We start from the raw sequence: 25,104 nt of genomic DNA, 5'->3' as shown, positions 1-25,104 counted from the left end.
TGGAGTGACGGCGGCTTTCGCGGTATGCGAGGGTCGGGGTCGGCAGGGTGCCGGCGCGCGCCGGGCCGACACCGCGAAAGCAGCGTGACCATGACCGAGAGCTCCACCCCCTCGTCCGCCGCCACGCGGCTGTCCCGCCGCGCCGCGCTGCGGCTCGCCGCGGGCGGCGCGGCCGCGGCAGCCGTGGCCGGGTGCGGCCCGAGTCGGCCCGGCTCCGCGGCCTCGTCCGCGCCGGGCCGGTCGGCCGCTCCCACGCCCGTGCCCGCCTCGAGCGGTGGCGGCGCCTCGCCGAGCGCTACGGCCCCCAAGCCCTCGGCTTCCGGCGGCAGCGCCGGCCCGGCCGACTGGGCCGCGCTCGCCAAGGATCTCCAGGGCACGCTGGTGCGGCCCGGCGACGCCGCGTACCCCGAGGCGAGCCGGCTCTACCAGCCGCAGTTCGACACCCTGCGCCCGGCCGCGGTCGCCTACCTGGCCGGCGCCCAGGACGCCGCCAGCTGCCTGGCCTTCGCCCGCCGGTACGGCGTGCCGATCGTGCCGCGCAGCGGCGGGCACAGCTATGCCGGCTGGTCGGGCGGGCCCGGACTGGTGCTCGACGTGGGCAGGCTGAACGGTGTCTCGGCCTCCGGCGGCACGGCGACGGTCGGCGCCGGGGCCCGGCTGATCGACGTCTACAGCGGGCTCGCGGACCGGCAGCTCACCGTGCCGGCCGGCTCCTGCCCCAGCGTGGGCGTCGCGGGGCTCGCCCTCGGCGGCGGGCTCGGAGTGACCTGCCGGGCGTACGGACTGACCTGCGACAGCCTGACCGGCGCGCAGATCGTCACCGCGGACGGCCGGATCCGCGAGGTCTCGGCCGACAGCGACGCCGACCTGCTCTGGGCCCTGCAGGGTGCCGGCGGGGGCAACTTCGGCGTGGTCACCTCGCTCTCGCTGCGCACCCACCCGGCCGTGGACTGCTCCTACGGCTTCCTCAGCTGGCCCTGGTCACAGGCGGCGGCGGTGGTCGCCGCCTGGCAGCAGTGGGCGCCGGGCGCGCCGGACCAGCTCTGGGCGGACCTGCACCTGCAGGCCTGGCCGGACGGCCGCCGCACCGTCAGCAGCACGGTCAACTACCTCGGCCCGCAGAGCGAGTTGGCGAACCTGGTGGACCAGCTCGGGGTCCGGCCGCAGTCGGCGCCGCTGCACTCCGCCTCCTACCTCGCGACCATGCAGGTGATGGGCGGGGTCGCCGGCTGGTCGCAGGGCGCCGCCCATCTGGCGGGCACGCTGCCCGGACACTCCCCGCAGGGCCGGCTCACCCGGGAGTCGTACGCCGCCCGCTCGGACTTCTACACCCGGCCGATCGACCGGACCGGCGCCGCCGCCCTGGTCGCGGCCGTGGAACGGTACGCCCGCACGGTGCCGCAGGGAGGCAGTTCCTCGGTCGCGTTCGACTCGCTCGGCGGCGCCGTCAACCGCGTCGGGGCTACGGACACCGCGTTCGTCCACCGCAGCGCCCTGTTCCTCGCCCAGTACATAGCCAACTACCCTGACCCCGGCCTGGGTTCGGGCCCCGGCGTGGATCAGTCGCAGGCCTGGCTGCGGGACGTCTGGTCCACCATGCGCCCGTATGCCAGCGGCGAGGCGTACCAGAACTACGCCGACCCGCAGCTGGCCGACTGGGAGCAGGCGTACTACGGCGCCAACGCGCCACGGCTGCGCCAGCTCAAGCAGAGCTACGATCCCGACGGCCTGTTCCGCTTCCCCCAAGGCATCCCGGCTGCCTGACGCCGCCCCGCACCGATCCACGAATCCTGCGCCTGGCCCGTGTCGATTTCGCCGGGTGCCGTTCGTGTAGGGGGTGAGAGCGATCGGCGCCAGGCCGGTCGCCGAACCCGAGGAGAGTGTGCGATGGCCAGGATCGTGGTCACCGAGAGCGTGACGCTGGACGGCGTGATGCAGGGGCTGGGCCGCCCCGACGAGGACACCCGGGGCGGATTCCGGCACGGCGGCTGGGGGACGGGCTACCAGGACCAGGTGATGATGGCGGCGATGGGCAAGGAGATGGCCGGCACCGGCGCGCTGCTGTTCGGGCGGCGGACCTACCAGGACTTCCAGCAGGCCTGGGCCGAGCGCACCGACGGCAACCCCTTCACCGAGAAGCTGAACAACACCCGCAAGTACGTCGCGTCCGGGACCTTGGCGGAGCCGCTGCCCTGGCAGAATTCGACACTGCTGACCGGCGATCTCGCGCATGCCGTCGGGCAGCTGAAGAAGGAGCTGGAGCAGGACATCGTGGTGCTCGGCAGCGGCGAGCTGGTCCGCTCGCTGGTCGCGGCCGGGCTGGTCGACCGGTTCGTGCTGTCCATCCACCCGCTGCTGCTGGGGTCGGGGCGGCGACTGTTCCCCGAGGACGGCTCGTTCAGCCGGCTGCGGTTGGTCGACAGCGTGGCGACCACCACCGGTGTGCTGCTCGCGACGTACGAGACGCTCTGAGGGAAGGCGCAGGACGATGAAGCAGTACCTGCTCAGCATGTACCAGCCGCAGGGCGGCATTCCCGAACCGGAGTTCCTGGAAGCGGTGATGGCCGATCTCGGCGTGCTGCGCCGGGAGCTGGAGTCCACCGGCTGCTGGGTGTTCGGCCAGGGCCTGCACGACCCGAGAACCGCCACGGTGCTGCGGCCCGGCGACGGCGAGGTGCTCGTCATCGACGGCCCGTTCACCGAGGGCAAGGAGTACCTCGGCGGGTTCACCATCATCAAGGCCCCCGACCTGGATGCCGCGCTGGCGTGGGGTCGCAGGTACGCCCGGGCCACCCGCCTGCCGGTGGAGGTACGGCCGTTCCAGGGCGAAGCCGAGGACTGACGTGACGTCAGCGACGGAGATCGAACAGGTCTTCCGCCAGGAGTACGGGCGTGCCGTGGCCGTCCTGGTCCGTCTCGTCGGCGACATCGACAGCGCCGAGGAGGCGGTCCAGGAGGCGTTCACCACGGCGGCCCAGCAGTGGCCGTCCGCCGGGCTGCCGCCCAGCCCGGCCGGCTGGATCATCACCACCGCCCGCAACAAGGCGATCGACCGGCAGCGTCGGGAGGCGTCCCGTGCGGGCCGGCACGCCGAGGCGCAGCTGCTGCACACCCGCGACGAACCGGCCGAGGAGGGACCCGTGCACGACGACCGGCTGCGCCTGATCTTCACCTGCTGCCATCCCGCCCTCGCCGAGTCCGCACAGGTCGCGCTGACCCTACGGCTGCTCGGCGGGCTGACCACCGCCGAGATCGCCCGCGCCTTCCTGGTCGGCGAGTCGGCCATGGCGCAGCGGATCGTCCGCGCCAAGGGCAAGATCCGCGACGCCCGGATCCCCTACCGCGTCCCGGCCGACGCCGACCTGCCGGACCGGCTGCGTGCGGTGCTCGCCGTGGTGTACCTCGTCTTCAACGAGGGCTACCTGAGCGGCTCGAGCGCGGAACCGTTGCGCGAGGAGCTCTGCGCGGAGGCGGTCCGGCTGGGTCGCCTGCTCGCCGAGCTCATGCCCGACGAGCCGGAGGTCCTGGGGCTGCTCGCCCTGCTGCTGCTCATCCAGTCGCGGCGGCCCGCCCGCACCACCCCGGACGGTGCCCTGGTCCTGCTCGCCGACCAGGACCGCTCCCGGTGGGACCGCGAACTCGTCGCCGAGGGGCAGGCGCTCGTCCGGCGCTGCCTGCGGCTCGGCCGCCCGGGCCCCTACCAGCTCCAGGCGGCGATCAACGCCGTGCACAGCGACGCGCCCACCGCGGCCGCCACCGACTGGCGGCAGATCGTCCAGCTCTACGACCAGCAACTGGTGCTGGCCCCCACCCCCGTGGTGGCCCTGCACCGCGCGGTCGCCGTGGCCGAGGCCGACGGCCCCGAAGCGGCGCTGGCCCTCGTCGAGGCCCTCGACCTCGACGCCTACCACCTGAGCCACGCCGTCCGCGCCGACCTGCTGCGCCGGCTCGGCCGCGACGCCGAGGCGGTGCGCGCCTACGAAGCGGCGCTGGCCCGCACCGAGAACCGGGCCGAACGCGCGTTCCTGGAAGGCCGGTTGCGGGAGCTGCGGTAGGGCGGCGGGTACGTTCATCCCCGTGCGCTCTCGGCAGGACACGCCCTAGATGAGCCGGTCGTGGTTCTGGGCGGCGACGGCGCGCACGGCTGCGGCGAACTGCGCTCGGCTGTGGTGCTGGTGGCGCTCGGCCGCTTCGTCGTCCGGTTCCTCGGTGTCCTCCGCGTCCTCGTCGGGCAGGGGTTCGGCGTACTCGTCGTGGATGAGCCAGCAGCCGTGGATGCCGGTGAGCAGGTCTTCGAGGAGGTCGCGGGCGGGCCGGCGCGGGTCCAGCGGTGTCAGGCGGATGCCGGTGAGGACGGCGTCCGCCTCCTCGGCGTCGTCGGCATCGTGGTCGGTGTACTCGGCGATCATCTCCTCGGCCTCGTCGAGCTGTTCGCGGAAGGCCGCCGGGTCGGGCAGGACGCCGTCGGCGACCTTCATGGCGTGGCGCACCAGGCCGGTGACGGTGTCGTACGGGGAGACACCGGCGTCGAGGAGTTCCAGGACGAGGGTGGGCGTCTCGTGGGGGAGGGCCTCGATGGCGTCCGCCTCCCGGACCACCTCGGCCAGCGGGTACCCGGACGCCTCCGCGACGGCTTCGGCCGCGGCTTGCAGCCAGTGGGCCGCGGCCACGGCGGCGGCGGTCGGGTCGACCTCGGAGTAGAGCGCGGCCGGGCCGAACGGGTCCTCCTGGAGCAGCCGGTCGGCGGCGGCGACCTGGACCGGGGAGGCGCCCTCGCGGCTGAGCAGGACGGCCTGCTGGGCCCGACCGGTGAGGTCGCCGAGCTCGGCGCCTTCCACGGCGGCCAGCTCGGCCGCGGTCTCGGCCTGGACCGCCTGCGTCAACTCCGCCAGGTCCAGGGCGAGCAGGGCGCGGCCGACGCGGTGCGCGTTCTCCAGCACGGGGCTGTAGGAGACCGTCATGGTGCCGCCGTGCGGGAGGTTGGGCGCGGCCACGGCCTCGGCGACGTCCTCGAACGCCTTGCGCTCCTGCTCCCGGCGCCAGCCCTCGCTCTCCACCTCCAACGAGTCGGCGGCGCTGGCCGGGTGGGTGTAGGTGCGCCAGGCCGCCGAGGACAGCTGGGTGAGGGCGGCGGCCAGCCGGGACAGCGTGGCGATGTCGGTGCCGGCCGGTGCGACGGCGATCCGGGCGGCCAGGTCGCCCCGGCCGGTTCCCCAGGTGGCGATGAGTTCGTGTCGAACAGGGTCGACGCAGTAGCGGGTCATGGCGGACACCTCCAGCTCGGCTCCGTCATATCACCTATCGGCCGGTGGGTGGCCGCTGCGGTGAACGGGCCGGTGGTCGATCGAGCCGGGTGACCAGCTTGTCGATCACGCCGCCCAGGGTGTCGAGCTCCTCGTCGCTCAGCGCGTCGAAGACGAGTTCACGCACCGTCCGGGCGTGTGCCGGTGCGGCCCGCTCGATGGCGGTGCGGCCGGCCGGGGTGAGGACGATGAACGCGCCTCGGCCGTCGTCCGGGCACTCCTCGCGCTCCACGAGCCCGCGGCCGGCCATCCGCTTGATGTGGTGCGAGAGCCGGCTGCGCTCCCAGTCCAGCGCGCCGGCCAGGTCCGACACCCGCAACCGGGCCTGGGGGGTGTCGGTGAGCTGGACCAGCACGTCGTAGTCCGGCAGTGACAGCTCGGAGTCGGCCTGGAGCTGTCGGTGCAGGGCGGCCGGCAGCCGGCTCTGCGTGCTCAGCCAGCCGCGCCAGACGCGCTGCTGCTGCTCGGTCAACCAGGGGCTGTCGGCGGTCATGGTGTCACCGTAGCCGGGAATGATTGACGCGTCACCTAAGTTCTCCTCCATGTGCGTGACGCGTCACCTATCGGCGTCGCGCAGGATGACCGGCGGCGGCACTCGCTCGCCAGGCATCCCCGAGTGAGAGGACCGCCTCATGGGCAGCACGACCGTCACTCCTGGCGTCGACATCCGGCGTGCCGCGGACCGCTTCAAGAGCAACATCGACTGGCTGGACTCCAAGCACTCCTTCGCCTTCGGCCACCACCGCGACCGCACCAACACCCACCACGGGCTGCTGCTGGTCAACAACGACGACCTGGTGCAGCCGGGCACCGGTTTCGAGACCCATCCCCACCAGGACATGGAGATCGTCACCTGGGTGCTGCAGGGCTCGCTCGTCCACCAGGACTCCGAAGGTCACAACGGCGTGATCTACCCGGGCCTGGCCCAGCGGATGAGCGCCGGTCGCGGGATCCTGCACTCCGAGAAGAACGACTCCTGGCGGCTGAGCGGGGACGTCCACCGCGATCCGGTGCACTTCGTGCAGATGTGGGTCGTGCCGGACGAGGACGGGATCACCCCCGGGTACGAACAGCTGGAGATCGAGGACGAGTTGCTGACCGGCGGCCTGGTGCCGGTGGCGTCCGGCATGGCCAAGTACGACGGCGCGTCGGCGATCCGGATCAAGAACAAGTACGCCGCGCTGCACGTCGCCCGGTTGCGGCCCGGCCAGTCCGTCGAGCTTCCGCAGGCGCCGTTCCTGCACCTGTTCGTGCCGCGCGGCGCGGTCGTCCTCGAAGGCGCCGGGGAGTTGGCGACGGGTGACGCGGTGCGGTTCACCGCCACCGGCGGGCAGCGGGTGACGGCCACCGAGCCGGCCGAGATCCTGGTCTGGGAGATGCACGCCACCGTCCGCGCCTGAGCCTCGCGGCACAGGCACAGGCACAGGCACAGGCACAGGCACAGGCACCGGCGCGGGCGCAGGCAGAGGCGCGGGCACCGCTACCGGGCGGCCACCCGGTAGCGGTGCTCGGGGCGCCCGGTGGTGCCGTAGCGCAGGTCGAGGCGGACCAGGCCCTCGCGCACCAGGTACGAGAGGTAGCGCTGGGCGGTGGCGCGGGAGATGCCGGTGCGTTCGGCCACCTGGCTGGCCGACAGGTCGCCCGGCTCGGCGCGCACCGCGGCCAGCACCACCGAGAGGGTCGGCGCCGAGTGGCCCTTGGCCGGGATCGTCGGCAGCGCGGCCGGCCGCACCGCGCTGAACAGCGCGTCCACCTCGGCCTGGCCGTGCTCGGTGCCGCCGTCGAGCGCCGCCATCCGCTCGCGCAGTTCCCGGTAGCCCGCCAGGCGTTCGGCCAGCACGGCGAAGCCGAAGGGCTTGACCAGGTAGCCGGTGGCGCCGAGCTGCATCGCGGCGCGCACCGAGGCGGTGTCGCGGGCGGCGGTGATGACCAGGGCGTCGGGGCGGCTGTCCGGGCTGTCGGCGGTCAGCCGGCGCAGCACGTCCAGGCCGCTGCCGTCGGGCAGGTAGACGTCGAGCAGCAGCAGGTCGGGGCGCAGCTCGTGGACGGCCGCCACGGCGTCGGCCACGCCGGCGCGCTGTCCGGCCACCTCGAAGCCGGGCACCCGGCCGACGTAGGCGGCGTGGATCGCGCTGACCCGGAAGTCGTCGTCCACCACCAGGGTTCTGATCACAGCGCGCCCTCCAGCACGACGGGGGTGACGGTGAAGACGGCGCCCAGTGGCGCCGGGCTGTGGTCGGGCAACGGGAAGCGGACGGTGAAGACCGCGCCCGGGCCCTGGCTGACGGTGATCGTGCCGCCGTGCCGCTGGACCAGCCGGTGGACCAGCGCCAGGCCGAGGCCGCGCCGGGCGGTGCCGCGGTCGGGGCTGGTGGACCAGCCGTCCTCGAAGATCTTCTCGGCCGCGCCGGGTGGGATGCCGGGTCCGCTGTCGGCGACCCGGAGCAGGATCTCCCGCTCGTTCTCCACCAGGGTCAGCCGTACCTCGCCGGCCCCGCTGCCCGGGCCACCGGCCGGTCCACCGCAGTGGGCGGCCTCGACGGCGTTGTCCAGCAGGTTGCCGGTGATGGTGAGCAGCCGGCGCAGGTGGCCCGGCTGTTCGGTGAGCCGGGAGTCCGCGGTGAGCTGGATCCGCACCCCGCGTTCGGCGGCGACCGTGGTCTTGGCCACGATCAGGCCCGCCATCAGCGGGTTGCCGATCCGGTCGCGGATCTCCGCGGCCGGCGCGGCCTCGGTCTGGCCGAGTTCGACGGCGTACTCCAACGCCGCCTGGTGGTCGCCCAGTTCCAGCAGCCCGGCCAAGGTGTGCAGCCGGTTGGCGAATTCGTGCTGCTGCGCCCGCAGCGCGTCGGTGAGGCCCCGGACGGAGTCCAACTCGCGGAGCAGGCCGACCAGTTCGGTGCGGTCGCGGACGGTGACGACGGCGCCGAGTTCGCGGCCGTGCAGGACCACCGGCATCCGGTTGACGGCCAGGCAGTGGCTGTCGGTCAGCACGGTGAGGTCCACGCCCTCCAGGGTGCCGTCCAGCGCCCGGCGCAGCCGTCCGTCCGGCAGCAGCTCCGGGAGCCGGCGGCCGAGCGCGGTGCCCAGGCCCAGCAGGCGGCGGGCCTCGTCGTTGACCACGCTGATCCGCTCCTGCGGATCGAAGGCGATCACGCCCTCCTTGATGCCGTGCAGCATCGCCTCGCGGTCCTGCAGCAGGCCGGCGATCTCCTCCAGCTCCAGGCCGAAGGTGGTGCGCTTGAGCCGGCGGGCCAGCACGTAGGAGGCGACGCACCCCACGGCCAGCGCGATCGCGGCGTACAGGGCGAAGCTGGACAGCTCGCGGCGCAGGTCCCCGAGCACGTTCCGCTCGTCGATGCCCACCGAGACCTCGCCGGCCAGCGCGCCGCCAGGCCCGTACAGCGGCGCCTTGGCGTTGGCCGAGCGGCCGGTCGCACCGCTGTCCATGCCGGTGTGCGCAGCGTGGTCCAGCACGGCGATCGGCTCGCTGACCCGCTGGCCGACCAGATCGGGGTGCGGGTGCGAGTGCCGGACGCCGTTCAGGTCGATCACCACCACGTAGGAGGCCTGGGCGGCGTCACGGATCCGGCCGGCGGCCCGCTGCACGACGCCCCCGTCGGTGCCGTCCGCCATCGCCTGGACGATCTGCGGATCGCGGGCGGCGATGGTGGCGATCGCCAGCGCGTGCTGCTCGGACTCGTGGTCCAGCTGCGCCCGCTGTGCGTAGCCCAGCAGCACGAAGCCGATGGCGCTGGTGATCGCCAGGATCACCAACTGGCTGACCAGGATCCGCGCCGAGAGCTTGCGGCCCTGCCCGCTCCTTCGGGCCATCGGGCCCCACCTCCGTACTGCTCCGCCCCCCGTCCGCTCTGCGTGTGCCCGGCGATTGTGCCTGGTGAATCGGCCTTTGCCCAGCCCCACGACCGTGCGCAGAACGAGCAGAACCCACCGGAACGCGGTGAAGGCGCGCAACGCTCGCAAGACTCCCGCCGCCGTCGGGCCCGGCTCTACCTTCTCGTCACCGCGCAACACCCCGGAAACACGCCGGGGGTGGCGGCGGAAACGACGGCTGGTCCGGGCACCCGGCGCGGCCGGCCAGGCAGCGAACTGGTCCGGACGCCCGGCGTGGCCGACCAGGCAGAGAAGGAGAGGGATTCGATGGCTGCGCGCAACGAGGTCGCGACGAGCCCGGCCGACGGCCGCACCGACCCGGGCAACGCCCGGATCGAGCTGTCCGGTGTCACCAAGAGGTTCCTGACCCCCAGCGGCGAGGCCTTCACCGCCACCCGCGACGTGACCTTCGCGGTGGAGCCGGGCCAGTTCTGCGCGGTGGTGGGGCCGACCGGCTGTGGCAAGTCGACCACGCTGAGCCTGGTGTCCGGCCTGGACAAGCCCAGCGAGGGCTCGGTGCGGGTCGGCGGCCGCGAGGTGTCCGGCATCACGGACGGCATCAGCTTCATGTTCCAGGCGGACGCGCTGCTGCCGTGGAAGACCGTGCTCGGCAACGTGGCGATGGGGCCGATCTTCCGGGGCGTCGGGAAGGCGCAGGCGCACGCCTCGGCGCGGGACTGGCTGCGCCGGGTGGGTCTGTCCGGCTTCGAGGACCACCACCCGCACCAGCTCTCCGGCGGGATGCGCAAGCGGGTCGCGATGGCCGCCGCGCTGATCAACGAGCCGTCGATCCTGCTGATGGACGAGCCGTTCGGTGCCCTGGACGTGCAGACCAAGGCGATCATGCAGAACGAGCTGCTGACCCTGTGGGAGCAGTTGCGCCCGGCCGTCATCTTCATCACCCACGACCTGGAGGAGGCCGTCGCACTCGCCGACCGGGTGGTCGTGATGACCTCCGGGCCCGGGTCGGTCAAGGCGGTCTACGACATCGACCTGCCCCGCCCGCGCGGCTCGGTGCAGACGATCCGCTTCGAGCCCCGCTTCCTCGAACTCCACCACCAGATCTGGGAGTCGCTGAGCGAAGAGGTCCAGCGCGCCTACGCACGTACGACGGGAGAGACGTCATGAGCAGTGCCGCCACCACCACTGACACGAAGACGACTGACGCAGCGTCAGATCAGGCTGCCGGAGCCGGAGTTCGCGCGGTGCGGCGGCGCAGGCTGCTGGTCCTGGCGGCCCGGCTGGCGGTGGCCGCCGTGGTGATCGGCGGCTGGCAACTGGCCACCACGGTGGGCTGGCTGGACCCGTTCTTCTTCGGGCAGCCCAGCGGGATCGCCGGCCGGCTGGGCGACTACTTCTCCCAGGGCAGCCAGGCCACCGAGTTCGGCTCCTACTGGGCGCAGATCGCGACCACGCTGCGCGAGGCCGTGTTCGGCTTCGTGCTCGGCGCGGTGACCGGCATCGTCTTCGGTGTCGCGCTCGGCCAGAACCGGTTCCTGGCCGACGTGTTCGGCCCCTACATCAAGATCGTGAACGCGATTCCGCGGATCGTGCTCGGCTCGATCTTCGTGGTCGCCTTCGGCATCGGCGAGACCCCCAAGGTGCTGCTCGCCGCGGTGCTGGTGTTCTTCGTGGTCTTCTTCAACGCCTTCCAGGGCGTGCGGGAGGTGGACCGCAACATCCTCGCCAACGCCCGGGTGCTGGGCGCCTCCCCGCTGCAGATCGTCCGGCACGTCGTCGTCCCCTCGGCGCTCACCTGGATCATCGCCAGCCTGCACACGGCCTTCGGCTTCGCCATCGTCGGCGCGCTGGTCGGCGAGGTGCTCGGCGCGCAGAGCGGACTCGGGCTGGTCATCAAGACCGCGCAGAACAGCTTCGACCCCAACGGCGTGTTCGCCACGATGTTCGTGATCGCCGTGATCGCGCTCACCGCCGAGTGGCTGATCACCAAGCTCGAACGCCGCCTGCTCTCCTGGCGTCCGCCGGCGCCCTCCGAGGCCGCGGCCATCTAGTCCGATCGCCTGCCCCCACCCCCACCCCGTAGTACCCCCACCCGCAGTACCCCAGGAAAGGAACGTGGCCGCCATGTTCAAGCGGACCCTCACCAGCTCGCTCGCCGGCGCTCTCGTGCTCTGCGCCGGTCTCACCGCCTGCTCCAGCGGCTCGTCGACGGCGAGTTCGGGCACCCCGACGGTGAAGCTGATGGTCGGCGGCATCGACAAGCAGATCTACCTGCCGTACCAACTGGCCCAGCAGCTCGGCTTCTACAAGAAGTACGGCGTCAACGTGGTGCTCAGCACCGAGATCGACGGCGGCGTCGGCGCCGAGGACGCGATGGCCTCGGGTCAGGTCGACATGGCGGGTGCCTGGTACGTCCACACCATCGACTTCCAGGTGAAGGGCAAGGCGGTCGAGGACATCGTCAACCTCTCCGGCGCACCCGGCGAGCGCGAGATGTGCACCACCAACAGCGGCGTCCACTCGCCCGCCGACTGGGCCGGCAAGACGCTCGGCGTGACCGACCTCGGTTCGGGCACCGACACCCTGACCCAGTTCCTGGCCGGACAGAACAACCTGAAGACCGACCAGTACAGCCGGATCGGCGTCGGGGCCGGCGCCACCGCGGTCGCCGCGCTCCAGAACGGCAAGACCGCCTGCGTGATGACCACTCAGCCGACGGTGCTCGCGATCGAGAAGAAGAAGCTCGGCTACTCGGCGGTGGACCTGGCCACCACCGCCGGCGCCCAGCAGGCGATGGGCGGCACCTGGCCCTCGGCGGGCGTGCTGGCCCAGACCTCCTGGGTCAACTCCCACAAGGACGCGGCCCAGAAGGTGGTCGACGCGCTGGTGGCCACCATGCACTGGATCGACACGCACAGCGCCGCCGACATCGCGAACGCGCTGCCGCCGTCGTACGTCTCCAACGGCACCGTCACCAAGGACGACTACATCGCCGCGCTGACCGAGGACAAGGGCCAGTTCATGCCGGACGGCATCATGCCGGCGGGCGGGCCGAAGACGGTGCTGGCGACGGAGAAGCTGGTCGGCGTGAAGACCGACTCGGTGAACCTGGGCACCACGTTCACCAACGAGTTCGCGGTCGCGGCCAACAAGCTGGAGGGCTTCACCCCGACCACGACGGGTGCCGACTCCAACGGCTGACGGTCTGCGCGAGCGGCCACCGAGCCGGACGTCCGGGCGCGCCCCCCATCGCGCCCGGGCGTCCTCGGCGTTCGGCGCCGCTCGCCTTCGTGAAGCCGCCGGCTCAGGCCGGGATGGCCGCTGCGTCCGGCAGGTCGGGCGCCGGCGCGGCTGCCGGGGTGCCCGGGTGGGCCGCGCCGTCCGCCGCGAGTACCTCGTCGAAGGGCAACTGCCCGCCGAGCACCAGGCGGGACCGGTCGTGGTCCAGTTCCCCGGTCCAGTGGCCGATCAGCACGGTGGCGACCGCGTTGCCCGCGAAGTTGGTCAGCGCGCGGGCCTCGGACATGAAGCGGTCGATGCCGACGATCAGGCCGACGCCGTCCACCAGTTCGGGGCGGTGCGACTGCAGGCCGCCGGCCAGGGTGGCGAGCCCGGCGCCGGTGACGCCGGCCGCGCCCTTGCTGGCGATCACCATGAAGATCAGCAGGGAGATCTGCTGGCCGAGCGAGAGCGGCTTGTCCATCGCCTGCGAGATGAAGATCGAGGACATGGTCAGGTAGATCGCGGTGCCGTCCAGGTTGAAGCTGTAGCCGGTCGGCACGGTGATGCCGACCACCGGGCGGCTCACCCCCAGGTGCTCCATCTTGGCGATCAGCCGGGGCAGCGCGCTCTCGGAGGAGGAGGTGGAGAGGATCAGCAGGAACTCCCGGCCCAGGTAGCGCAGTAGCGCGAGCACGTTGATGCCGGCGACCAGGCGCAGCAGCAGGCCGAGCACCACGACCACGAAGATCGCGCAGGTCAGGTAGAAGCCGAGCATGATCACGGCGAGGCTCTTCAGTGCCGCGACCCCGGTGGCCCCGACCAGGGCCGCCATCGCGCCGAAAGCGCCGATCGGCGCCACCCACATGATCATCGACATGATCCGGAAGACCAGCCGCTGCAGGTGCTCGACACCACGCAGCATCGGCTGTCCGGCCGGCCCCATCGCCTGCAGCGCGAAGCCGGTCAGCAGCGCGATCAGCAGGGTCTGCAGCACCTGGCCCTGGGTCAGCGCCGAGACCAGCGTGGTCGGGATGATCCCGAGCAGGAAGTCGGTGGTGCTGGTCGCGCCGGCCGCCACCTGGGCGTGCCCGGCCTTGGCCAGTGCCTGGGTCAGGTGCAGGCCCGAGCCGGGCTCCAGCAGGTTGCCGACCACCAGGCCCAGGGCCAGCGCGATGGTGGACATCACCAGGAAGTAGCCGAGCGCCAGACCGCCGACCTTGCCGACCTTGGCGGCTTTCCCGACCGAGCCGACGCCCAGCACGATGGTGCAGAAGATCACCGGACTGATCATCATCTTGATCAGGTTGACGAACCCGGTGCCGACCGGCTTCAACTGGACGGCGAAGCTCGGCGCCGCGAATCCCACGACCACACCGGCGACCACGGCCGCGAGCACGACGAGGTAGAGAACGTGGGACCGGTCGGCCGGTCTCGGGGGAGTGGCTCCGTCGGATGGCTTCGGCGTGGGGGACGGCATGGGGGAGGCTCCTTTGCCTGGGTGGGAGCTCTGACTATCGGGCCACCGCGTGACGGCCGTCACGTTTGCGTTCATAGAGTTCACGCCGGGCGCCTGAGGCAGACTGGCCGGCATGTTCCGCCGTCCCCCCGAGCACCCGCCCGCGAGCTCACCGGCGAGTCCCGCGAGCCCCGCAACATCGCCGCGTCGCCGCCCGGGCCCGCTGCGTCGGCTGCTGCGCAGCCTGGCCGGGCAACTGTTCGTGATGCAGGTGGTGATCGTGGCGGTCGTGGTGGTCGGCGGCGCGGTGCTCGCCTACTTCGCCACCGCCCGGTGGGCCGAGGACACCGCGCGCCAGCAGGTCATCGCGGTGGCCCGCCAGGTGGCGGACGCTCCGAACGTGCGCCAGGCGGCGCTCGGGCCCGACCCCTCGGCGGCGCTGGAGCCGTACGCCGAGCGGGTCCAGGCGGACGCGGGCGTCGACTTCGTCACCGTGATGGACACCCACGGGGTGCGCTGGACCCACCCGGACCCGGCCCGGATCGGGCAGCACTACCTCGGCACCATCGATCCCGCGCTGCACGGGAGCACCTTCACCGAGACCTACACCGGCACGCTCGGGCCCTCGGTACGGGCTGTCACCCCCGTCCTGGACGGCCACGGCAAGGTGATCGCGCTGGTCAGCTCGGGCATCAAGGTCCAGTCGATCAGCCGGCGCACCCAGGGCCCGCTGCTGGCCCTGGTCGGTGTCGCGCTCGCCGCGCTGGCGATCGGCGCGGTGGGCAGCTACCTCGCCAACGCCCGGCTGCGGCGGCACACCCACGGCATGGGCGCCGCCGAGCTGAGCCACCTCTACGACTACCATCAGGCCACCCTGCACTCGGTCCGCGAGGGCCTGATCCTGCTCGACCCGGCCGGACGGGTGGTGCTCTGCAACGACGCGGCACGCGAACTGCTCGGCGCCGACGAGGTCGAACCGGGCTGCCCGTTCGCCGAGTTGGGCCTGCCCGAGTCGCTGACCCGGGCCGCGCTCGCCGCGCTCGGCGGGGAACCGGTGCTCGGCGAGCTGCACTTGACGGCGGAGCGCGTGGTGGTGGTCAACACCTCCACCATCGGTTCGGGCCTGGGGGTCGTGGTGACCCTCCGCGATCACACCGAACTCCAGGCGCTCTCCGGTGAGTTGGACACCGCTCGCGGCTTCGGTGAGGCGCTCGCCGCGCAGGCCCACGAGGCGGCGAACCGGCTGCACGCCGTGGTCTCGCTGGTCGAACTCGGCCGCCACCGCGAGGCCGTGGAGTTCGCCACCACCGAACTCGCCCTCGCCCAGCGGCTCACCGACCAGGTGGTGGGCGCGGTGGCCGAACCGGTGCTGGCCGCACTGCTGTTGGGCAAGGCCGCGCAGGCCGCCGAGAGCGGCGTGGAGTTCACCCTCACCGAGGACAGCCGGATCGACGACGCGCTGCTGCCGCCGGGGTTGCCCGCGCGCGACCTGGTGACCATCCTCGGCAACCTGATCGACAACGCGCTGGAGGCGGCACTGGCGAACGCCGCGCACACCGCCGGGCCGCCCGAGGTGGCGGTCACCGCACGCGTCGACGACGCCGAACTCCTGCTACGGGTGGCCGACAGCGGCGCCGGGATCCCGCCCGACGCGGTCGGCCAGGTGTTCCGGCGCGGCTGGTCCACCAAGGAACGGGCCGGCCACGGACTGGGGTTGGCGCTGGTCGCGCAGACGGCCCGGCGTCATGGTGGCACGGTCGAGGTCGGCACGGTCGAGGTCGGTGCGGTCGCGGTCGGTACGGTCGACGTCGGGCGGCAGCACGGCGCGGTGCTCAGGGTGCGGCTGCCGCTGCGGTCGGGACGGGCTGGTGCAGTGGTGGGGTCGGAGGAGGCCCGATGATCGAGGTCCTGGTGGTCGAGGACGACCCGTTGGCGGCCGACGCGCACACCCTCTACGTGAACCGCGCCCCCGGCTTCCACGCCGCCGGGACGGTGCACTCCGCCGGGGCGGCGCTGCGCTTCCTGGAGCGGCGGCGGGCCGAAGGCGGCACGGTCGACCTGGTCCTGCTCGATCTGCACCTGCCGGACGGCCACGGGCTACAGCTCTGCGGCCGGATCCGCACGGCCGGCCACTCCTGCGACATCATGGCGGTCACCTCGGCCCGCGAGCTGGCGACGGTCCGTCAGGCGGTCTCGGCCGGCGTCGTCCAGTACCTCCTCAAGCCGTTCAGCGCGGCCACGCTGCGCGAGCGGCTGGAGCGCTACGCCCGCTACCGCGAGAGCCTGGCCCGCTCCGGCGAGGCCACCGGCCAGGCGGAGGTCGACCAGGCCTTCGCCGTGCTGCGCACCGCCGACCGCAACGCCCTGCCCAAGGGCTTGAGCGCGCCCACCCTGGACGCGGTGGCCCGGGTGCTGCGCGCCGCCGAGGGCAGCCTGTCGGCCGCCGCGGTCGGCGCGGCGGCCGGCGTCTCCCGGATCACCGCCCGGCGCTACCTGGAACACCTGGTGGACGCCGGACTCGCGGTGCGCGAGCCGCGCTACGGGCAGGTCGGGCGGCCCGAGCTGTGCTACCGGGGTGTCGGGCGGTAGTGCAGCTCAGGCCGATACCTGCGGTCCGGTGTCAGCCGCTGATGCTCGCCGCGCCGGTCTCCAGGTGGCCGACGGCCCGGCGCGACCAGCTGCTGTCGCCGCTGACCGTGACCGTGAAGTCGTACCAACCCTGCGCGACGGTCACCGCGTTGAAGTAGTCCGCGACGGTGGCGCCGGGGGCGACCTGGTACGTCCACACGCCACCGCGGTAGTTGTTCGAGGTGATGGTGTAAGTGACGCTGCTGGAACCGGTGTTGACCATCTTGAACCAGACCGCCTGCTGGCCGGTGTCCGGCGCCGGTGCGTAGTACGTCGAGGCCTCGGCGCTCTTCCCCGCAGTCGTCGCGTTGCCCGTGAAGTGCCGCAGGAAGCGGTTGGGGCCGACGACCGTCAGGTCGTACTGGCCGTTGCCGTAGTTCGCGCCGATGTTGAAGAAGTCGCTGGCGCTGCCGTCGGTGCGGGTGGCGGCGTCGTAGGGCGCGACCGTGTACTGCCAGGGGCCGCCGCTGCGGTAGGCGTTGGCGTAGATCGAGTAGTGCGCGTAGGCGGTGGCCTGCGGGCCCTGGTTGGCCATGTCGATCCAGAGCAGGATCTGGTTGTTGGCGTCGTACTCGATCCGGTCGACCCAGGCGTTGGGCTGGTAGGGCAGCGCGCGGGCGGGCTTGGTGCCGCTCTCCTGCCCGGGCATGGCGTTGTTGCTCGGACCCGGGTTGATCTGCGTGTTCGCCGTCGCCTGGCTGATCGTGGCGCCGGTGCCGGGCAGGCCGCCGGGGAGCCCGTAGACCGGGTTGGCGAAGTCGAACGCACCGGTGAGGTCGCCGCAGACCTGGCGGCGCCAGGCGCTGATGTTCGGGCAGCTGGCCGGGGTGCCGAGGGCGGTGGTCCAGGTCTCCAGGAACCGGATCACGCTGGTGTGGTCGTAGACCTGCGAGTCCACGAAGCCGCCGCGGGTCCACGGCGAGGCGATGATCATCGGGACCCGGAAGCCGAGGCCGATGTTGGTGCCGGAGTAGAACTCGTCGGCGGTCCCGGCGGGCGCGACGGGCGGCGGCACGTGGTCGAAGAAGCCGTCGTTCTCGTCGTAATTGAGGAAGAGGACGGTGGAGTTGAAGGTGTCGGCGTCCGCCGCCAGCGCCTGCAGCACGAGGTTGACGAAGTGCGCCCCGTTCTCCGGCGGGCCGTCCGGGTGCTCGGAGAAGAGCTGGTTGGCGACCACCCAGGAGACCTGGGGCAGCGTCCCCGCGAGCGAGTCGGCCTTGATCGCGGCCGCGATGTCGTCCGGCGTCGAGCCGGTGCTGGGCACCGAGCCCATGCCGCGCTGGCTCAGCGGGCTCGAACTCGCCGCACCCGTGAACTGGTTGAAGTAGGCCAGCGCGTTGTCGCCGAAGTTGTCGGAGGCGTTCTGGTAGACCTTCCAGCTAACCCCGGCGTTCTGCAGCGCCTCCGCGTAGGTCTGCCAGTGCAGGCCGCTCTCGCTGCCGCCGTCGTAGGCCGCGCCGCCCGCGGTGCCGTTCGGGTCGATCGTGCCGGACCACAGGTAGGTGCGGTTGGGGCCGGTCGCCGACAGGATCGAGCAGTGGTACGCGTCGCAGATCGTGTACGCGTCGGCCAGCGCGTAGTGGAACGGGATGTCCGACCGGGTCATGTACCCCATCGTCCGGTTCGAGCCCTTGGCGCCGATCCAGGAGTCCATCTTCCCGTTGTTCCACGCCTGGTGCTGGGTCGACCAGGAGTGGTCGAGCGACCCGTCGCACTGCGCCAGCAGCTCGCCGCTGCTGCCCCACCACCAGGTGTTGGTGGCGCTGAGCTGCCACGGGTACTGCCGCCCGCTGCCGTCGGGCTGGTTGAAGACGCTGTTGCCGCCCGCGAGCTGGATGGTCGAACGGTCGCCGAACCCGCGCACGCCCTTCATCGAGCCGAAGTAGTGGTCGAAGCTGCGGTTCTCCTGCATCAGCACGACGACGTGCTTGACGTCGGTGATCGTCCCCGTCGTCGCGGCGGCCGCGCGGGGCGCGACGCCGGGCAGGGAGTCCAGACCCACGGCAGCGCCGAGCGCGGCGGCGGAGCCGAGGAAGGTACGACGGGTCACGGGCGACACGGGGGGCCTCCGAAAGTAATCTATACAACTCCAGCTGTGAGACTCTGTGACAGTAAGGTTTCGACCGGCCCCTGACAATATGTCGGCCAGATGAAGTGCGGCGGACCATTGCACAGGTTCGCCGACGACGCTTCAGCGAGTTCGGGCCCGGACGCGGCGATGCCGCCCCCCTGGACGCGGCGATGCCGCCGCACCCTGGCGGGCCCGGCGACCGGGTGGTCAGACCCGGCGGATGGTGGCGATGGGGAGGGCGTTGGCCGGCATGATCCGCACCACGGCGCCGCGGTGCGGCGCGTGCGCCACTTCGCCGTTGCCGATGTAGATGCCCACGTGGCCCTCGGGGCCGTCCTCGGCGTTGTAGATCACCAGGTCGCCGGGCTGGGCCTGAGCGAGGCCCGGCACCGCGGTGCCCACCGTGGCCTGCTCCTGGGAGGTGCGCGGCAGTTGGATGCCGGCCTGCTCGTAGGCCCACTGCATCAGGCCCGAGCAGTCGAAGGCGTTCGGGCCGCTGGCGCCCCAGTAGTAGGGGTCGCCGAGCCGGCTGAGCGCGGCCTGCACCGCGGCTCCTGCCTGGCCGGAGGCCTGCGGCAGGGCGGCGAGGTCGGCCCGGGTGCTGCTGCGGGAGACCTCGCCGCCGTCGGCCTGCTGCTGGGCCGCCAGCAGTTGGGCCCGCTGGCTCGCGGTGAGCGAGTTGAACAGCGACTGCGACTGCTGGAGCTTGGTCTGCACCTGGGTCTTGGCGTTGTTCAGCGCGGTGGTGGTGGTGTCCAGCTGGGCGAGCGTGGTCGCGGCGTCCTGCTTCTGCTGGTCCAGGCTGCGCTCGGCCTGCTGCAGGGCCTTCAGTGCCGCGGCCTCGCTGATGCTCGCCTGGTGCTGGGTAGCGGCCCGGTCGAGGTAGCCGGACGGGTTGGCGCTGAGCATCAACTGCACCGACGGGTCGATCCCGTCCTGCATGTACTGCTGACCGGCCACCGAGGCCAGCCCCTCCTCCAGCTGGTCCACCTGCGCCTGGGTGCGGGCCACCTCGTCCTGGAGCTGGGAGGCCCGCTGGCGCAGCCCGTCCGCCTTCTCCTTGGCGCCGTCGTACTGCTCGGTGGCCCGCTCCGCCTGCGAGTTCAGGCCGTCCATCTGCGCCTTGACGTCACCGACGGACGGCTGCGGATCGGCCCACGCACTCTGTGCGGAGAGGGCGACCGCGGCCGCGGCAGCGGCGGTGAGCACGACGACCCGGGCGTGGCTCGGCGGCTTCGGACGGCGGTGGGTCGCCACGGCGTTCCTTCTTCCCGAGGGGTCGCTCGGTCGAGTGAGTCGGCCGCGCAAAGGGTTTGACGTCAGACCATACGCTACTTCTCCAATGATCGAACCGGCTCGCTCCTGAAGAACTCGCAGGTCAGGCAGGCTTGTTGAGCCTTCAGCAACAAAGTTGGCACTTTAGGGCAAGGTTGTCCGAGACGGTTCGTCAGGCGGATGACTCCTGCACGGCCGAGCTGGACGATCCGGTTACACGGCCAACTATCTGATAGGAGCCACTAGCTGGACTCGGTCAAAGGTGGTGCAGGCACTCGGAAGGCGTTGAGCAGGGCCGAAGTCGCGAGGTATGCGCCGATCAGGTTGACCATGTCCAGGACGCCGGTCTGCCCCACCGCCTCGACCGCGAGGCGGTACGTGTCGTCACAGACGGACCGCGTGCGTGCCAGTTCATCGGTGAATCGGTGGACGGCTGCCTCGGTAGACGAGAAGTCGACACTCGAGCGCCCGGCGAGGACGGCCTCGATCACCGGCTCCGCGACGCCGGTGTGCCGGGCCATCGCGGTGTGGACGTAGATCTCGTACTCGCAGTTCCACACCGCCCCGACGGTGAGGATGACGATCTCACGCAGGGGTGCGGCCAGGGACGACTGGTCCTGGTCGGTGAGGACCCAGGCCAGGAAGGCCATGCCGACGGCGGGACGGTGCACGAACGCGTTGAACGGGCCGATCGGATCTCCTTCGACCGTGGCCGCGGCGGCCCCCGCCTCCCGGGCCCACGGCACCACCTCGGCCCGTATTCGTCGCTGCGCGGCGAGCTGGTCCTCGGTGAGCGGACCGCGGGAGGCCAGGGGCAGCCGCCCGCCCCAATCCCGGTCTCCGGTCGAGGGCTGAGCGGCGCCGGTCATGACGCGGCGAAGGCGGTGATGAGGTCGGACAGGGCCTGCGGCGCTTCCAGCGGCACCTGGTGGCCGGAGTCGACCGATGCGATCGTGACGTTGGACAGGTGGGGCACCGTCAGTTTCTTCTGCATCTCCAGGCCCCAGACCGGGTCGCTGTCGGCGACGATCAGTAGGGTCTCGACGTCGATCGGCGCGGCGCGCTCGGTCCAGTCCTCGTAGATCCCCTTGTTCAGCCATGCGTCCCAGGCCTTGCGGTTCATCCGCGCGTAGTCCTCGCAGGTGCGGTCGAACACCGCCGGCGTCAGTGGCACCGCGGTGCGGTCCAGCACGAACTTCTCCGCGTCAGCGTGGTCCCTGCGGCTCTCGAACAGTTCGCGCGGCAGGTCCTCGCCGCCGACCTCCTGCCCGAGCGGGGTGGGGGTGATCAGCACGAGCTTCGCCGGGGGATGCTCGAGCCCCAGCCCCGCGCCCGCGCGGCTGGCGAGGATCTGCATGACCTTGCCGGTCATCGAGTGGCCGACCAGCACGTAGTCGGTCAGGCCGAGTTCGTTGATCGTGGCGGCGAACGCGGCGGCCATCTCGGCCATCGTGTAGCCGGGGATCTCGCGCGCCTCGCCGTGGCCGGGCGCGTCCACGGCGACGACCCGGAACTGCTCCGACAACGGAGCGCTGGCCTCGATCCATTCGCGGCGGGCGAAACTGAACGAGTGCGAGGCCACCAGGGTGCGCCCGGGGCACTTCGCATGGGGCTGCTGAGGAGTGTCGGTGATGGGAAGCATGGTCCTAACCTCCGGTTGCCTTCGGTGCGAGGGATGGGGTGGTCGGTCGAGTGAGGATCAAGCCCCGCAAGGCCGTGCGGGCCAGGTGCACGCAGGAGTCCACGTCGACCGGCTGGTGGCCGAGCAGCAGGCGGAACGCTGCCGGGCCGAACAGCAGATCGATCGCCGCATCGGGCTCGACCTGCGGGTCGAGCTCGCCGCGCGCGACCCCGCGTTCCCACAACTCGCGCAGCGCCGCCCGGCGCGGCGCGAAGAACCGGGAGTTGAGCAGGTCGGCGGTACCGGGTTCCAGCACGGCGGCGGCGACCAGCTGGGCGAAGACGACGCCGTCGCGACCTTGGTAGTACTCGGCCAAACTGGCGACGGCCTGGACCAGGTCGTGCGCACTGTCCCCGGTCTCGACCAGCGGCACCAGGCGGCCGATGTGCGCGGCGAAGGCCTCGATCGCCAGCGCGGTGCGGTGCGGCCAACGCCGGTAGATCGTGGGCTTGCTGACACCGCTGCGGCGGCTCACCGCCTCGACCGTGCAGGCGGCGACGCCGCCTTCCAGGAGCAGTTGCGTGGCGGCGGTGAGGACGACCTCCTCGTGCGCGGACTCGCGAGGCCGTCCCCGGCCGCGGGTCTGCGGGCCGGTCACGGCTGAGCCGGGGGTCGGACGGCCTGCAGCGGGCCGTGCCGCTCGCCGGAGACTTGAAGTGATCCGAGCGTGGTGTGGCGCATCGTCATCTCCTTTACGTGACGACACGTAATCTAATACGGGTTCCGCCGATCCGCAACGCCCGGGCTCCGGGACGCGGGCGGCATGGCGCCGAACCGCCCTGGAAAGGTCCAGGTCCGAGGCGTGGTCCGGGCGAGGACGATGCGCGCGGACCACGGATGCCCGTGATGGCCGACATAACCGGGCCAACGATCTGGGCAATGCCACTAGCGGGGACGGAGGTCTGGCCAGTGCGGGGGGTGGCCGGACCAGGCGGAGCGCACCCGCACCCGGTGCACGTAGCGTCCCGCGCGTTCGAAGCCGTCCACGCAGTAGGGGAGAGTCACCGGGCCGGTATCGGTGGTGATCTGGGGGCCGGGGGCGACCAGGGTCTGCCGGTCGCAGCAGACGCACCAGCCGAACCGCCACTGGTGCCGGGGCGGCAGCGGGATGGGCCCGCTGGGTTCGGCGTCGGCGGCTTGGGCGGTCAGCATCGGCGGTCCTCGGCGGCGGGGGCGCGAACGGCGCGCAAGTCCGGCGCGCCAGTGACCGGTTGGATCTCGCTCGCCGGCGTCTCCCACTCGCACCCGCCGCCCTCTGGGCGCAGGTAGACGGTGGGGTACTTGCCGTAGCCGGGACCCATGTAGTGGCCGGTCAGGCCGTGCTTCTCGTCGCGGACCAGCTCCCCGACCCGCGGGATGTACAGCGCCGGCGGGGGCGTTTTGCGCGCGGTCACGGCGACTCCTTTCCGTAGTCGTTCCACTACAAGAATCGGCATCCGTGGCTACGATCGGAAGGGTCTCCTACTTGACACTTCATGGCTGGGGGACTCGGATCCGAAAGGGTGATCGACCATGCGACGTACGGAACTTGACCCCTCGTCATCGCCTGCAGCCGCGTTCGGTGTGCAGCTTCGCAGGTCGAGGGAGTCGATGCGGCTCTCGCAGGTCGGCCTGGGCAGGATCATCGGGTTCAGCGACACGCTCATCTCGTGCATCGAAAGAGCTACACGCAATCCCACATTCGAGTTCGCCACCAAGTCCGACGTTGCCCTCCTCACCGGTGGGACGCTGGAGCTGATGTGGTGGAACCTCAAGCACAAGGGCCTTCTCGAGGGCTTCCCGGAGTACGCCTCGCACGAGGCCAAGGCCGCCGAGATCCGCCACTTCGAGATGGGGATCGTCCCCGGTCTCCTCCAGACGCGGGAGTACGCGGCGGCGTTCGCCCTGGCGGCGGTTCGCCGGGGCAGCATCACCAAGGACCAGGCCGAGGAGCGGATCGAGTTCCTGGCGTCCCGTCAGCGGCTGCTGCTGGAGCGGCCTTCCGCGCCGCTGTTGCACGTCGTCTTGGACGAAGGCAGCATTCACCGGACCGTCGGAGGCGCGAAGGTGATGCGCAAGCAGCTCCAGCACATCGAAGAGCTGGCAAACCGGCCGAACGTGACCATCCAGATCGCACCGTACAGCCTGGCCGAAGAGCTGCCCTTCACCATGATGGTCACCCTGCTGACCATGTCCGACCGTGCCGTCCTCGCCTACTCGGAGTGCCAGCTGCGGGGCTTCCTGGAGCGGGGCGGGGACACGGCCCGGGCCTGGGAGAAGGATTACCATCAGCTGCAGGTGGAAGCCCTCTCCAAGGGGGCGACTCTGGAACTGCTCCGCAAGGCGTGAAAGGAACTCGTCCATGACCCCCGATCTGTCCGGTGCTGCCTGGTTCAAGTCCTCCTACAGCAACAACGGGGGGTCCTGCGTCGAGGTCGCCCCGAACTTCCCCGGCATCGTCCCGGTCCGCGATTCCAAGGACCCGAGCGGGCCCGCCCTCGTCTTCACCGCCGAGGCCTGGCACGCGTTCGCCCGCAGCACCGCTGCCGGGGACTTCGGCACCGTCTGATCAACCGTCACCACCGGGCCCCGCCACTTCTCTCGCCGGAGTGGCGGAGCCCGCGTGTGCGCGGCCGTGACCGCTGTTACTACTCAAGACCGGTCCTCTCCGCCACCTTGTCTCTCGTCGGGCGCTGTCGAGTCAGGTGCCCAGCGGGCAAGGTACGACCCGTGAGACCGTGTCCGGCCGCGCAGTACACCGCCGGACCGGACGCCCCCGGCTGGAAGAGGCGAACATGCTCGGTGAGACCGCCTGTACCTGGCTGCGGCGATGGGACCGGCAGCAGGAGCGCTACAGCCTCGACTGGGACAACGCTTCCAGGTGGTCGTCGACACCGTCGGCTGGTTGCTCGAGCGTACCGAGGTGGCCCGGCCTCGCCTGGTGGACCTGGGCTGTGGCACCGGATCACTGACGGTCCGTCTCGCCCGCGCCTTCCCGCATGCCGATGTCGTGGGCGTGGATGCCGATCCCCGCCTCCTCGGCCTCGCCGAGGGGGCCGTCAGCGGCACGACTGCTCGGCTGCTCGCGCGTGACCTCACCACGCCCGGGTGGGCCGACGAGGCCGGCCCACCCGCTCCCTGGGACGCGGCGGTGTCCTCCACCGCCCTGCACTGGCTGACCCCCGACGAACTCGCGGCGCTCTACTGCACGCTGGCCGGGCGCCTGCGCCCCGGAGGGATCCTGGTCGACGCCGACAACCGTGCTCCCACCGCAGACCCTGCCCCCCTCGGACTCGCCCGTCAGCTGCGCGCGCGGCGTGCCGACCGGGCCGGGCGTCATGGCCACGAGGACTGGGCCGGCTGGTGGCAGACCATCCTGTCCGCCCAGGAACTCGCCCCCTCGCCCAGGCCCGCTCCCCGATCGCGCAACGCACCTTCACCGAGCCCCACGATCTGACGACCGCCGAACAGATCCGCCTCCTTCACGAAGCAGGCTTCACGCTGCCGCCACCGTCTGGCAGCGCGGCGACGACAGCGTTCTAGGTATAAAAATGCCGGACATTGGTGACACATGGGTCTCCGACTACTACGGAGATCTCTCATGCCTCCTTCGTTGCAACAGCAGCAGGATCGT

Annotated in this window: 25 protein-coding genes; 13 read left to right on the top strand and 12 right to left on the bottom strand. The window is 71.7% G+C overall.

Annotated features, from left to right (window positions below; genetic code table 11):
* The first annotated feature begins 90 nt into the window (after positions 1 to 90).
* The 4 genes from P3T41_RS34220 (at position 91) to P3T41_RS34205 (ending at position 4,055) form a co-directional block, all read left to right on the top strand.
* Positions 91 to 1,764, top strand: coding sequence for an FAD-binding protein (locus P3T41_RS34220; RefSeq protein ID WP_280694540.1), 1,674 nt, complete (start codon positions 91 to 93; stop codon positions 1,762 to 1,764).
* A 123-nt stretch (positions 1,765 to 1,887) separates the two neighbouring features.
* Positions 1,888 to 2,472 (top strand): dihydrofolate reductase family protein, encoded by a 585-nt coding sequence (locus P3T41_RS34215; protein ID WP_280694539.1) that lies wholly within the window; start codon positions 1,888 to 1,890, stop codon positions 2,470 to 2,472.
* A gap of 16 nt (positions 2,473 to 2,488) precedes the next feature.
* Positions 2,489 to 2,842, top strand: a complete 354-nt coding sequence (locus tag P3T41_RS34210; protein WP_280694538.1) for a YciI family protein — start codon at positions 2,489 to 2,491, stop codon at positions 2,840 to 2,842.
* A gap of 1 nt (position 2,843) precedes the next feature.
* Positions 2,844 to 4,055, top strand: coding sequence for a sigma-70 family RNA polymerase sigma factor (locus P3T41_RS34205; protein ID WP_280694537.1), 1,212 nt, complete (start codon positions 2,844 to 2,846; stop codon positions 4,053 to 4,055).
* 45 nt (positions 4,056 to 4,100) lie between these two features.
* Here P3T41_RS34205 and P3T41_RS34200 read toward each other — a convergent pair whose 3' ends face one another.
* Together P3T41_RS34200 and P3T41_RS34195 are read right to left on the bottom strand one after the other, a co-directional pair.
* Complete coding sequence (locus P3T41_RS34200) at positions 4,101 to 5,264, bottom strand: hypothetical protein (protein ID WP_280694536.1); 1,164 nt, start codon at positions 5,262 to 5,264, stop codon at positions 4,101 to 4,103.
* A 34-nt stretch (positions 5,265 to 5,298) separates the two neighbouring features.
* Complete coding sequence (locus P3T41_RS34195; protein ID WP_280694535.1) at positions 5,299 to 5,796, bottom strand: MarR family transcriptional regulator; 498 nt, start codon at positions 5,794 to 5,796, stop codon at positions 5,299 to 5,301.
* Positions 5,797 to 5,935: 139 nt separating this feature from the next.
* Here P3T41_RS34195 and P3T41_RS34190 point away from each other — a divergent pair, with 139 nt between their 5' ends.
* Positions 5,936 to 6,703, top strand: a complete 768-nt coding sequence (locus P3T41_RS34190; RefSeq protein ID WP_280694533.1) for a pirin-like bicupin family protein — start codon at positions 5,936 to 5,938, stop codon at positions 6,701 to 6,703.
* 80 nt (positions 6,704 to 6,783) lie between these two features.
* Here P3T41_RS34190 and P3T41_RS34185 read toward each other — a convergent pair whose 3' ends face one another.
* The gene (locus P3T41_RS34185) at positions 6,784 to 7,476 is read right to left on the bottom strand and encodes a response regulator (RefSeq protein ID WP_280694532.1); all 693 of its coding nucleotides are present in this window, start codon (positions 7,474 to 7,476) and stop codon (positions 6,784 to 6,786) included.
* Positions 7,473 to 9,137, bottom strand: a complete 1,665-nt coding sequence (locus P3T41_RS34180) for a sensor histidine kinase (RefSeq protein ID WP_280694530.1) — start codon at positions 9,135 to 9,137, stop codon at positions 7,473 to 7,475. The genes P3T41_RS34185 and P3T41_RS34180 overlap by 4 nt, the downstream gene beginning before the upstream one ends.
* Positions 9,138 to 9,464: 327 nt before the next feature.
* On the opposite strand from P3T41_RS34180, the gene P3T41_RS34175 reads away from it, so the two are divergent.
* The 3 genes from P3T41_RS34175 (at position 9,465) to P3T41_RS34165 (ending at position 12,359) form a co-directional block, all read left to right on the top strand.
* On the top strand, positions 9,465 to 10,325 hold the full coding sequence (locus P3T41_RS34175; protein ID WP_280694529.1) for an ABC transporter ATP-binding protein: 861 nt from the start codon (positions 9,465 to 9,467) through the stop codon (positions 10,323 to 10,325).
* Entirely contained in the window at positions 10,322 to 11,209 is an 888-nt protein-coding gene (locus P3T41_RS34170; protein WP_280694528.1) for an ABC transporter permease, read from the top strand. Before P3T41_RS34175 ends, P3T41_RS34170 begins: the two co-directional genes overlap by 4 nt.
* Positions 11,210 to 11,282: 73 nt before the next feature.
* Positions 11,283 to 12,359: an ABC transporter substrate-binding protein gene (locus P3T41_RS34165; RefSeq protein ID WP_280694527.1), complete on the top strand. Its 1,077-nt coding sequence runs from the start codon at positions 11,283 to 11,285 to the stop codon at positions 12,357 to 12,359.
* Between the two features lie 103 nt (positions 12,360 to 12,462).
* On the opposite strand, the gene P3T41_RS34160 is transcribed toward P3T41_RS34165, so the two are convergent.
* The gene (locus tag P3T41_RS34160; protein ID WP_280694526.1) at positions 12,463 to 13,857 is read right to left on the bottom strand and encodes a cation:dicarboxylase symporter family transporter; all 1,395 of its coding nucleotides are present in this window, start codon (positions 13,855 to 13,857) and stop codon (positions 12,463 to 12,465) included.
* Between the two features lie 244 nt (positions 13,858 to 14,101).
* On the opposite strand from P3T41_RS34160, the gene P3T41_RS34155 reads away from it, so the two are divergent.
* On the top strand, positions 14,102 to 15,736 hold the full coding sequence (locus P3T41_RS34155; RefSeq protein ID WP_280694558.1) for an ATP-binding protein: 1,635 nt from the start codon (positions 14,102 to 14,104) through the stop codon (positions 15,734 to 15,736).
* Positions 15,733 to 16,425 carry a response regulator gene (locus P3T41_RS34150; protein ID WP_280694524.1) on the top strand — a complete coding sequence of 231 codons (693 nt, stop codon included), beginning with the start codon at positions 15,733 to 15,735 and terminating at the stop codon, positions 16,423 to 16,425. Before P3T41_RS34155 ends, P3T41_RS34150 begins: the two co-directional genes overlap by 4 nt.
* Positions 16,426 to 16,456: 31 nt before the next feature.
* Here the strand turns inward: P3T41_RS34150 and P3T41_RS34145 are convergent, their stop codons facing one another.
* From P3T41_RS34145 to P3T41_RS34115, 7 genes are all read right to left on the bottom strand, one after another.
* Positions 16,457 to 18,523, bottom strand: coding sequence for a phospholipase C, phosphocholine-specific (locus tag P3T41_RS34145; RefSeq protein ID WP_280694523.1), 2,067 nt, complete (start codon positions 18,521 to 18,523; stop codon positions 16,457 to 16,459).
* Between the two features lie 219 nt (positions 18,524 to 18,742).
* Positions 18,743 to 19,792 carry a C40 family peptidase gene (locus P3T41_RS34140; RefSeq protein ID WP_280694522.1) on the bottom strand — a complete coding sequence of 350 codons (1,050 nt, stop codon included), beginning with the start codon at positions 19,790 to 19,792 and terminating at the stop codon, positions 18,743 to 18,745.
* Between the two features lie 260 nt (positions 19,793 to 20,052).
* A complete protein-coding gene (locus tag P3T41_RS34135) occupies positions 20,053 to 20,679 on the bottom strand; it encodes a carboxymuconolactone decarboxylase family protein (RefSeq protein ID WP_280694521.1) in 627 nt (208 codons plus the stop codon).
* Entirely contained in the window at positions 20,676 to 21,452 is a 777-nt protein-coding gene (locus P3T41_RS34130; RefSeq protein ID WP_280694520.1) for an alpha/beta hydrolase, read from the bottom strand. Before P3T41_RS34130 ends, P3T41_RS34135 begins: the two co-directional genes overlap by 4 nt.
* A gap of 4 nt (positions 21,453 to 21,456) precedes the next feature.
* The gene (locus P3T41_RS34125; protein WP_280694519.1) at positions 21,457 to 22,089 is read right to left on the bottom strand and encodes a TetR/AcrR family transcriptional regulator; all 633 of its coding nucleotides are present in this window, start codon (positions 22,087 to 22,089) and stop codon (positions 21,457 to 21,459) included.
* A 287-nt stretch (positions 22,090 to 22,376) separates the two neighbouring features.
* On the bottom strand, positions 22,377 to 22,643 hold the full coding sequence (locus tag P3T41_RS34120) for a hypothetical protein (RefSeq protein WP_280694518.1): 267 nt from the start codon (positions 22,641 to 22,643) through the stop codon (positions 22,377 to 22,379).
* Positions 22,637 to 22,885 (bottom strand): hypothetical protein, encoded by a 249-nt coding sequence (locus tag P3T41_RS34115; RefSeq protein ID WP_280694517.1) that lies wholly within the window; start codon positions 22,883 to 22,885, stop codon positions 22,637 to 22,639. The genes P3T41_RS34120 and P3T41_RS34115 overlap by 7 nt, the downstream gene beginning before the upstream one ends.
* Positions 22,886 to 23,003: 118 nt before the next feature.
* Between P3T41_RS34115 and P3T41_RS34110 the strand changes: the two genes are divergently transcribed.
* The 3 genes from P3T41_RS34110 to P3T41_RS34100 all read left to right on the top strand — a co-directional run bounded on the left by P3T41_RS34110 (position 23,004) and on the right by P3T41_RS34100 (position 24,927).
* Positions 23,004 to 23,819, top strand: coding sequence for a helix-turn-helix transcriptional regulator (locus P3T41_RS34110; protein ID WP_280694516.1), 816 nt, complete (start codon positions 23,004 to 23,006; stop codon positions 23,817 to 23,819).
* 13 nt (positions 23,820 to 23,832) lie between these two features.
* The gene (locus tag P3T41_RS34105) at positions 23,833 to 24,039 is read left to right on the top strand and encodes a DUF397 domain-containing protein (RefSeq protein ID WP_280694515.1); all 207 of its coding nucleotides are present in this window, start codon (positions 23,833 to 23,835) and stop codon (positions 24,037 to 24,039) included.
* A 336-nt stretch (positions 24,040 to 24,375) separates the two neighbouring features.
* Complete coding sequence (locus P3T41_RS34100) at positions 24,376 to 24,927, top strand: class I SAM-dependent methyltransferase (RefSeq protein ID WP_280694514.1); 552 nt, start codon at positions 24,376 to 24,378, stop codon at positions 24,925 to 24,927.
* Positions 24,928 to 25,104: the final 177 nt, after the last annotated feature.

The organism is Kitasatospora sp. GAS204B (assembly GCF_029892155.1).
Lineage (GTDB): Bacteria > Actinomycetota > Actinomycetes > Streptomycetales > Streptomycetaceae > Kitasatospora.
Note: the sequence above shows the minus strand (reverse complement) of the source record. Positions and strands in the feature narration are given on the sequence as shown.

What these genes read in the sequence shown, in the direction of transcription:
- P3T41_RS34220 (WP_280694540.1), top strand. Translation starts at nt 91, where the DNA reads ATGACCGAGAGCTCCACCCCCTCGTCCGCCGCCACGCGGCTGTCCCGC.
- P3T41_RS34215 (WP_280694539.1), top strand. Translation starts at nt 1,888, where the DNA reads ATGGCCAGGATCGTGGTCACCGAGAGCGTGACGCTGGACGGCGTGATG.
- P3T41_RS34210 (WP_280694538.1), top strand. Translation starts at nt 2,489, where the DNA reads ATGAAGCAGTACCTGCTCAGCATGTACCAGCCGCAGGGCGGCATTCCC.
- P3T41_RS34200 (WP_280694536.1), bottom strand. Translation starts at nt 5,264, where the DNA reads ATGACCCGCTACTGCGTCGACCCTGTTCGACACGAACTCATCGCCACC.
- P3T41_RS34195 (WP_280694535.1), bottom strand. Translation starts at nt 5,796, where the DNA reads ATGACCGCCGACAGCCCCTGGTTGACCGAGCAGCAGCAGCGCGTCTGG.
- P3T41_RS34190 (WP_280694533.1), top strand. Translation starts at nt 5,936, where the DNA reads ATGGGCAGCACGACCGTCACTCCTGGCGTCGACATCCGGCGTGCCGCG.
- P3T41_RS34180 (WP_280694530.1), bottom strand. Translation starts at nt 9,137, where the DNA reads ATGGCCCGAAGGAGCGGGCAGGGCCGCAAGCTCTCGGCGCGGATCCTG.
- P3T41_RS34175 (WP_280694529.1), top strand. Translation starts at nt 9,465, where the DNA reads ATGGCTGCGCGCAACGAGGTCGCGACGAGCCCGGCCGACGGCCGCACC.
- P3T41_RS34170 (WP_280694528.1), top strand. Translation starts at nt 10,322, where the DNA reads ATGAGCAGTGCCGCCACCACCACTGACACGAAGACGACTGACGCAGCG.
- P3T41_RS34165 (WP_280694527.1), top strand. Translation starts at nt 11,283, where the DNA reads ATGTTCAAGCGGACCCTCACCAGCTCGCTCGCCGGCGCTCTCGTGCTC.
- P3T41_RS34160 (WP_280694526.1), bottom strand. Translation starts at nt 13,857, where the DNA reads ATGCCGTCCCCCACGCCGAAGCCATCCGACGGAGCCACTCCCCCGAGA.
- P3T41_RS34155 (WP_280694558.1), top strand. Translation starts at nt 14,102, where the DNA reads ATGCAGGTGGTGATCGTGGCGGTCGTGGTGGTCGGCGGCGCGGTGCTC.
- P3T41_RS34150 (WP_280694524.1), top strand. Translation starts at nt 15,733, where the DNA reads ATGATCGAGGTCCTGGTGGTCGAGGACGACCCGTTGGCGGCCGACGCG.
- P3T41_RS34135 (WP_280694521.1), bottom strand. Translation starts at nt 20,679, where the DNA reads ATGACCGGCGCCGCTCAGCCCTCGACCGGAGACCGGGATTGGGGCGGG.
- P3T41_RS34130 (WP_280694520.1), bottom strand. Translation starts at nt 21,452, where the DNA reads ATGCTTCCCATCACCGACACTCCTCAGCAGCCCCATGCGAAGTGCCCC.
- P3T41_RS34120 (WP_280694518.1), bottom strand. Translation starts at nt 22,643, where the DNA reads ATGCTGACCGCCCAAGCCGCCGACGCCGAACCCAGCGGGCCCATCCCG.
- P3T41_RS34110 (WP_280694516.1), top strand. Translation starts at nt 23,004, where the DNA reads ATGCGACGTACGGAACTTGACCCCTCGTCATCGCCTGCAGCCGCGTTC.
- P3T41_RS34105 (WP_280694515.1), top strand. Translation starts at nt 23,833, where the DNA reads ATGACCCCCGATCTGTCCGGTGCTGCCTGGTTCAAGTCCTCCTACAGC.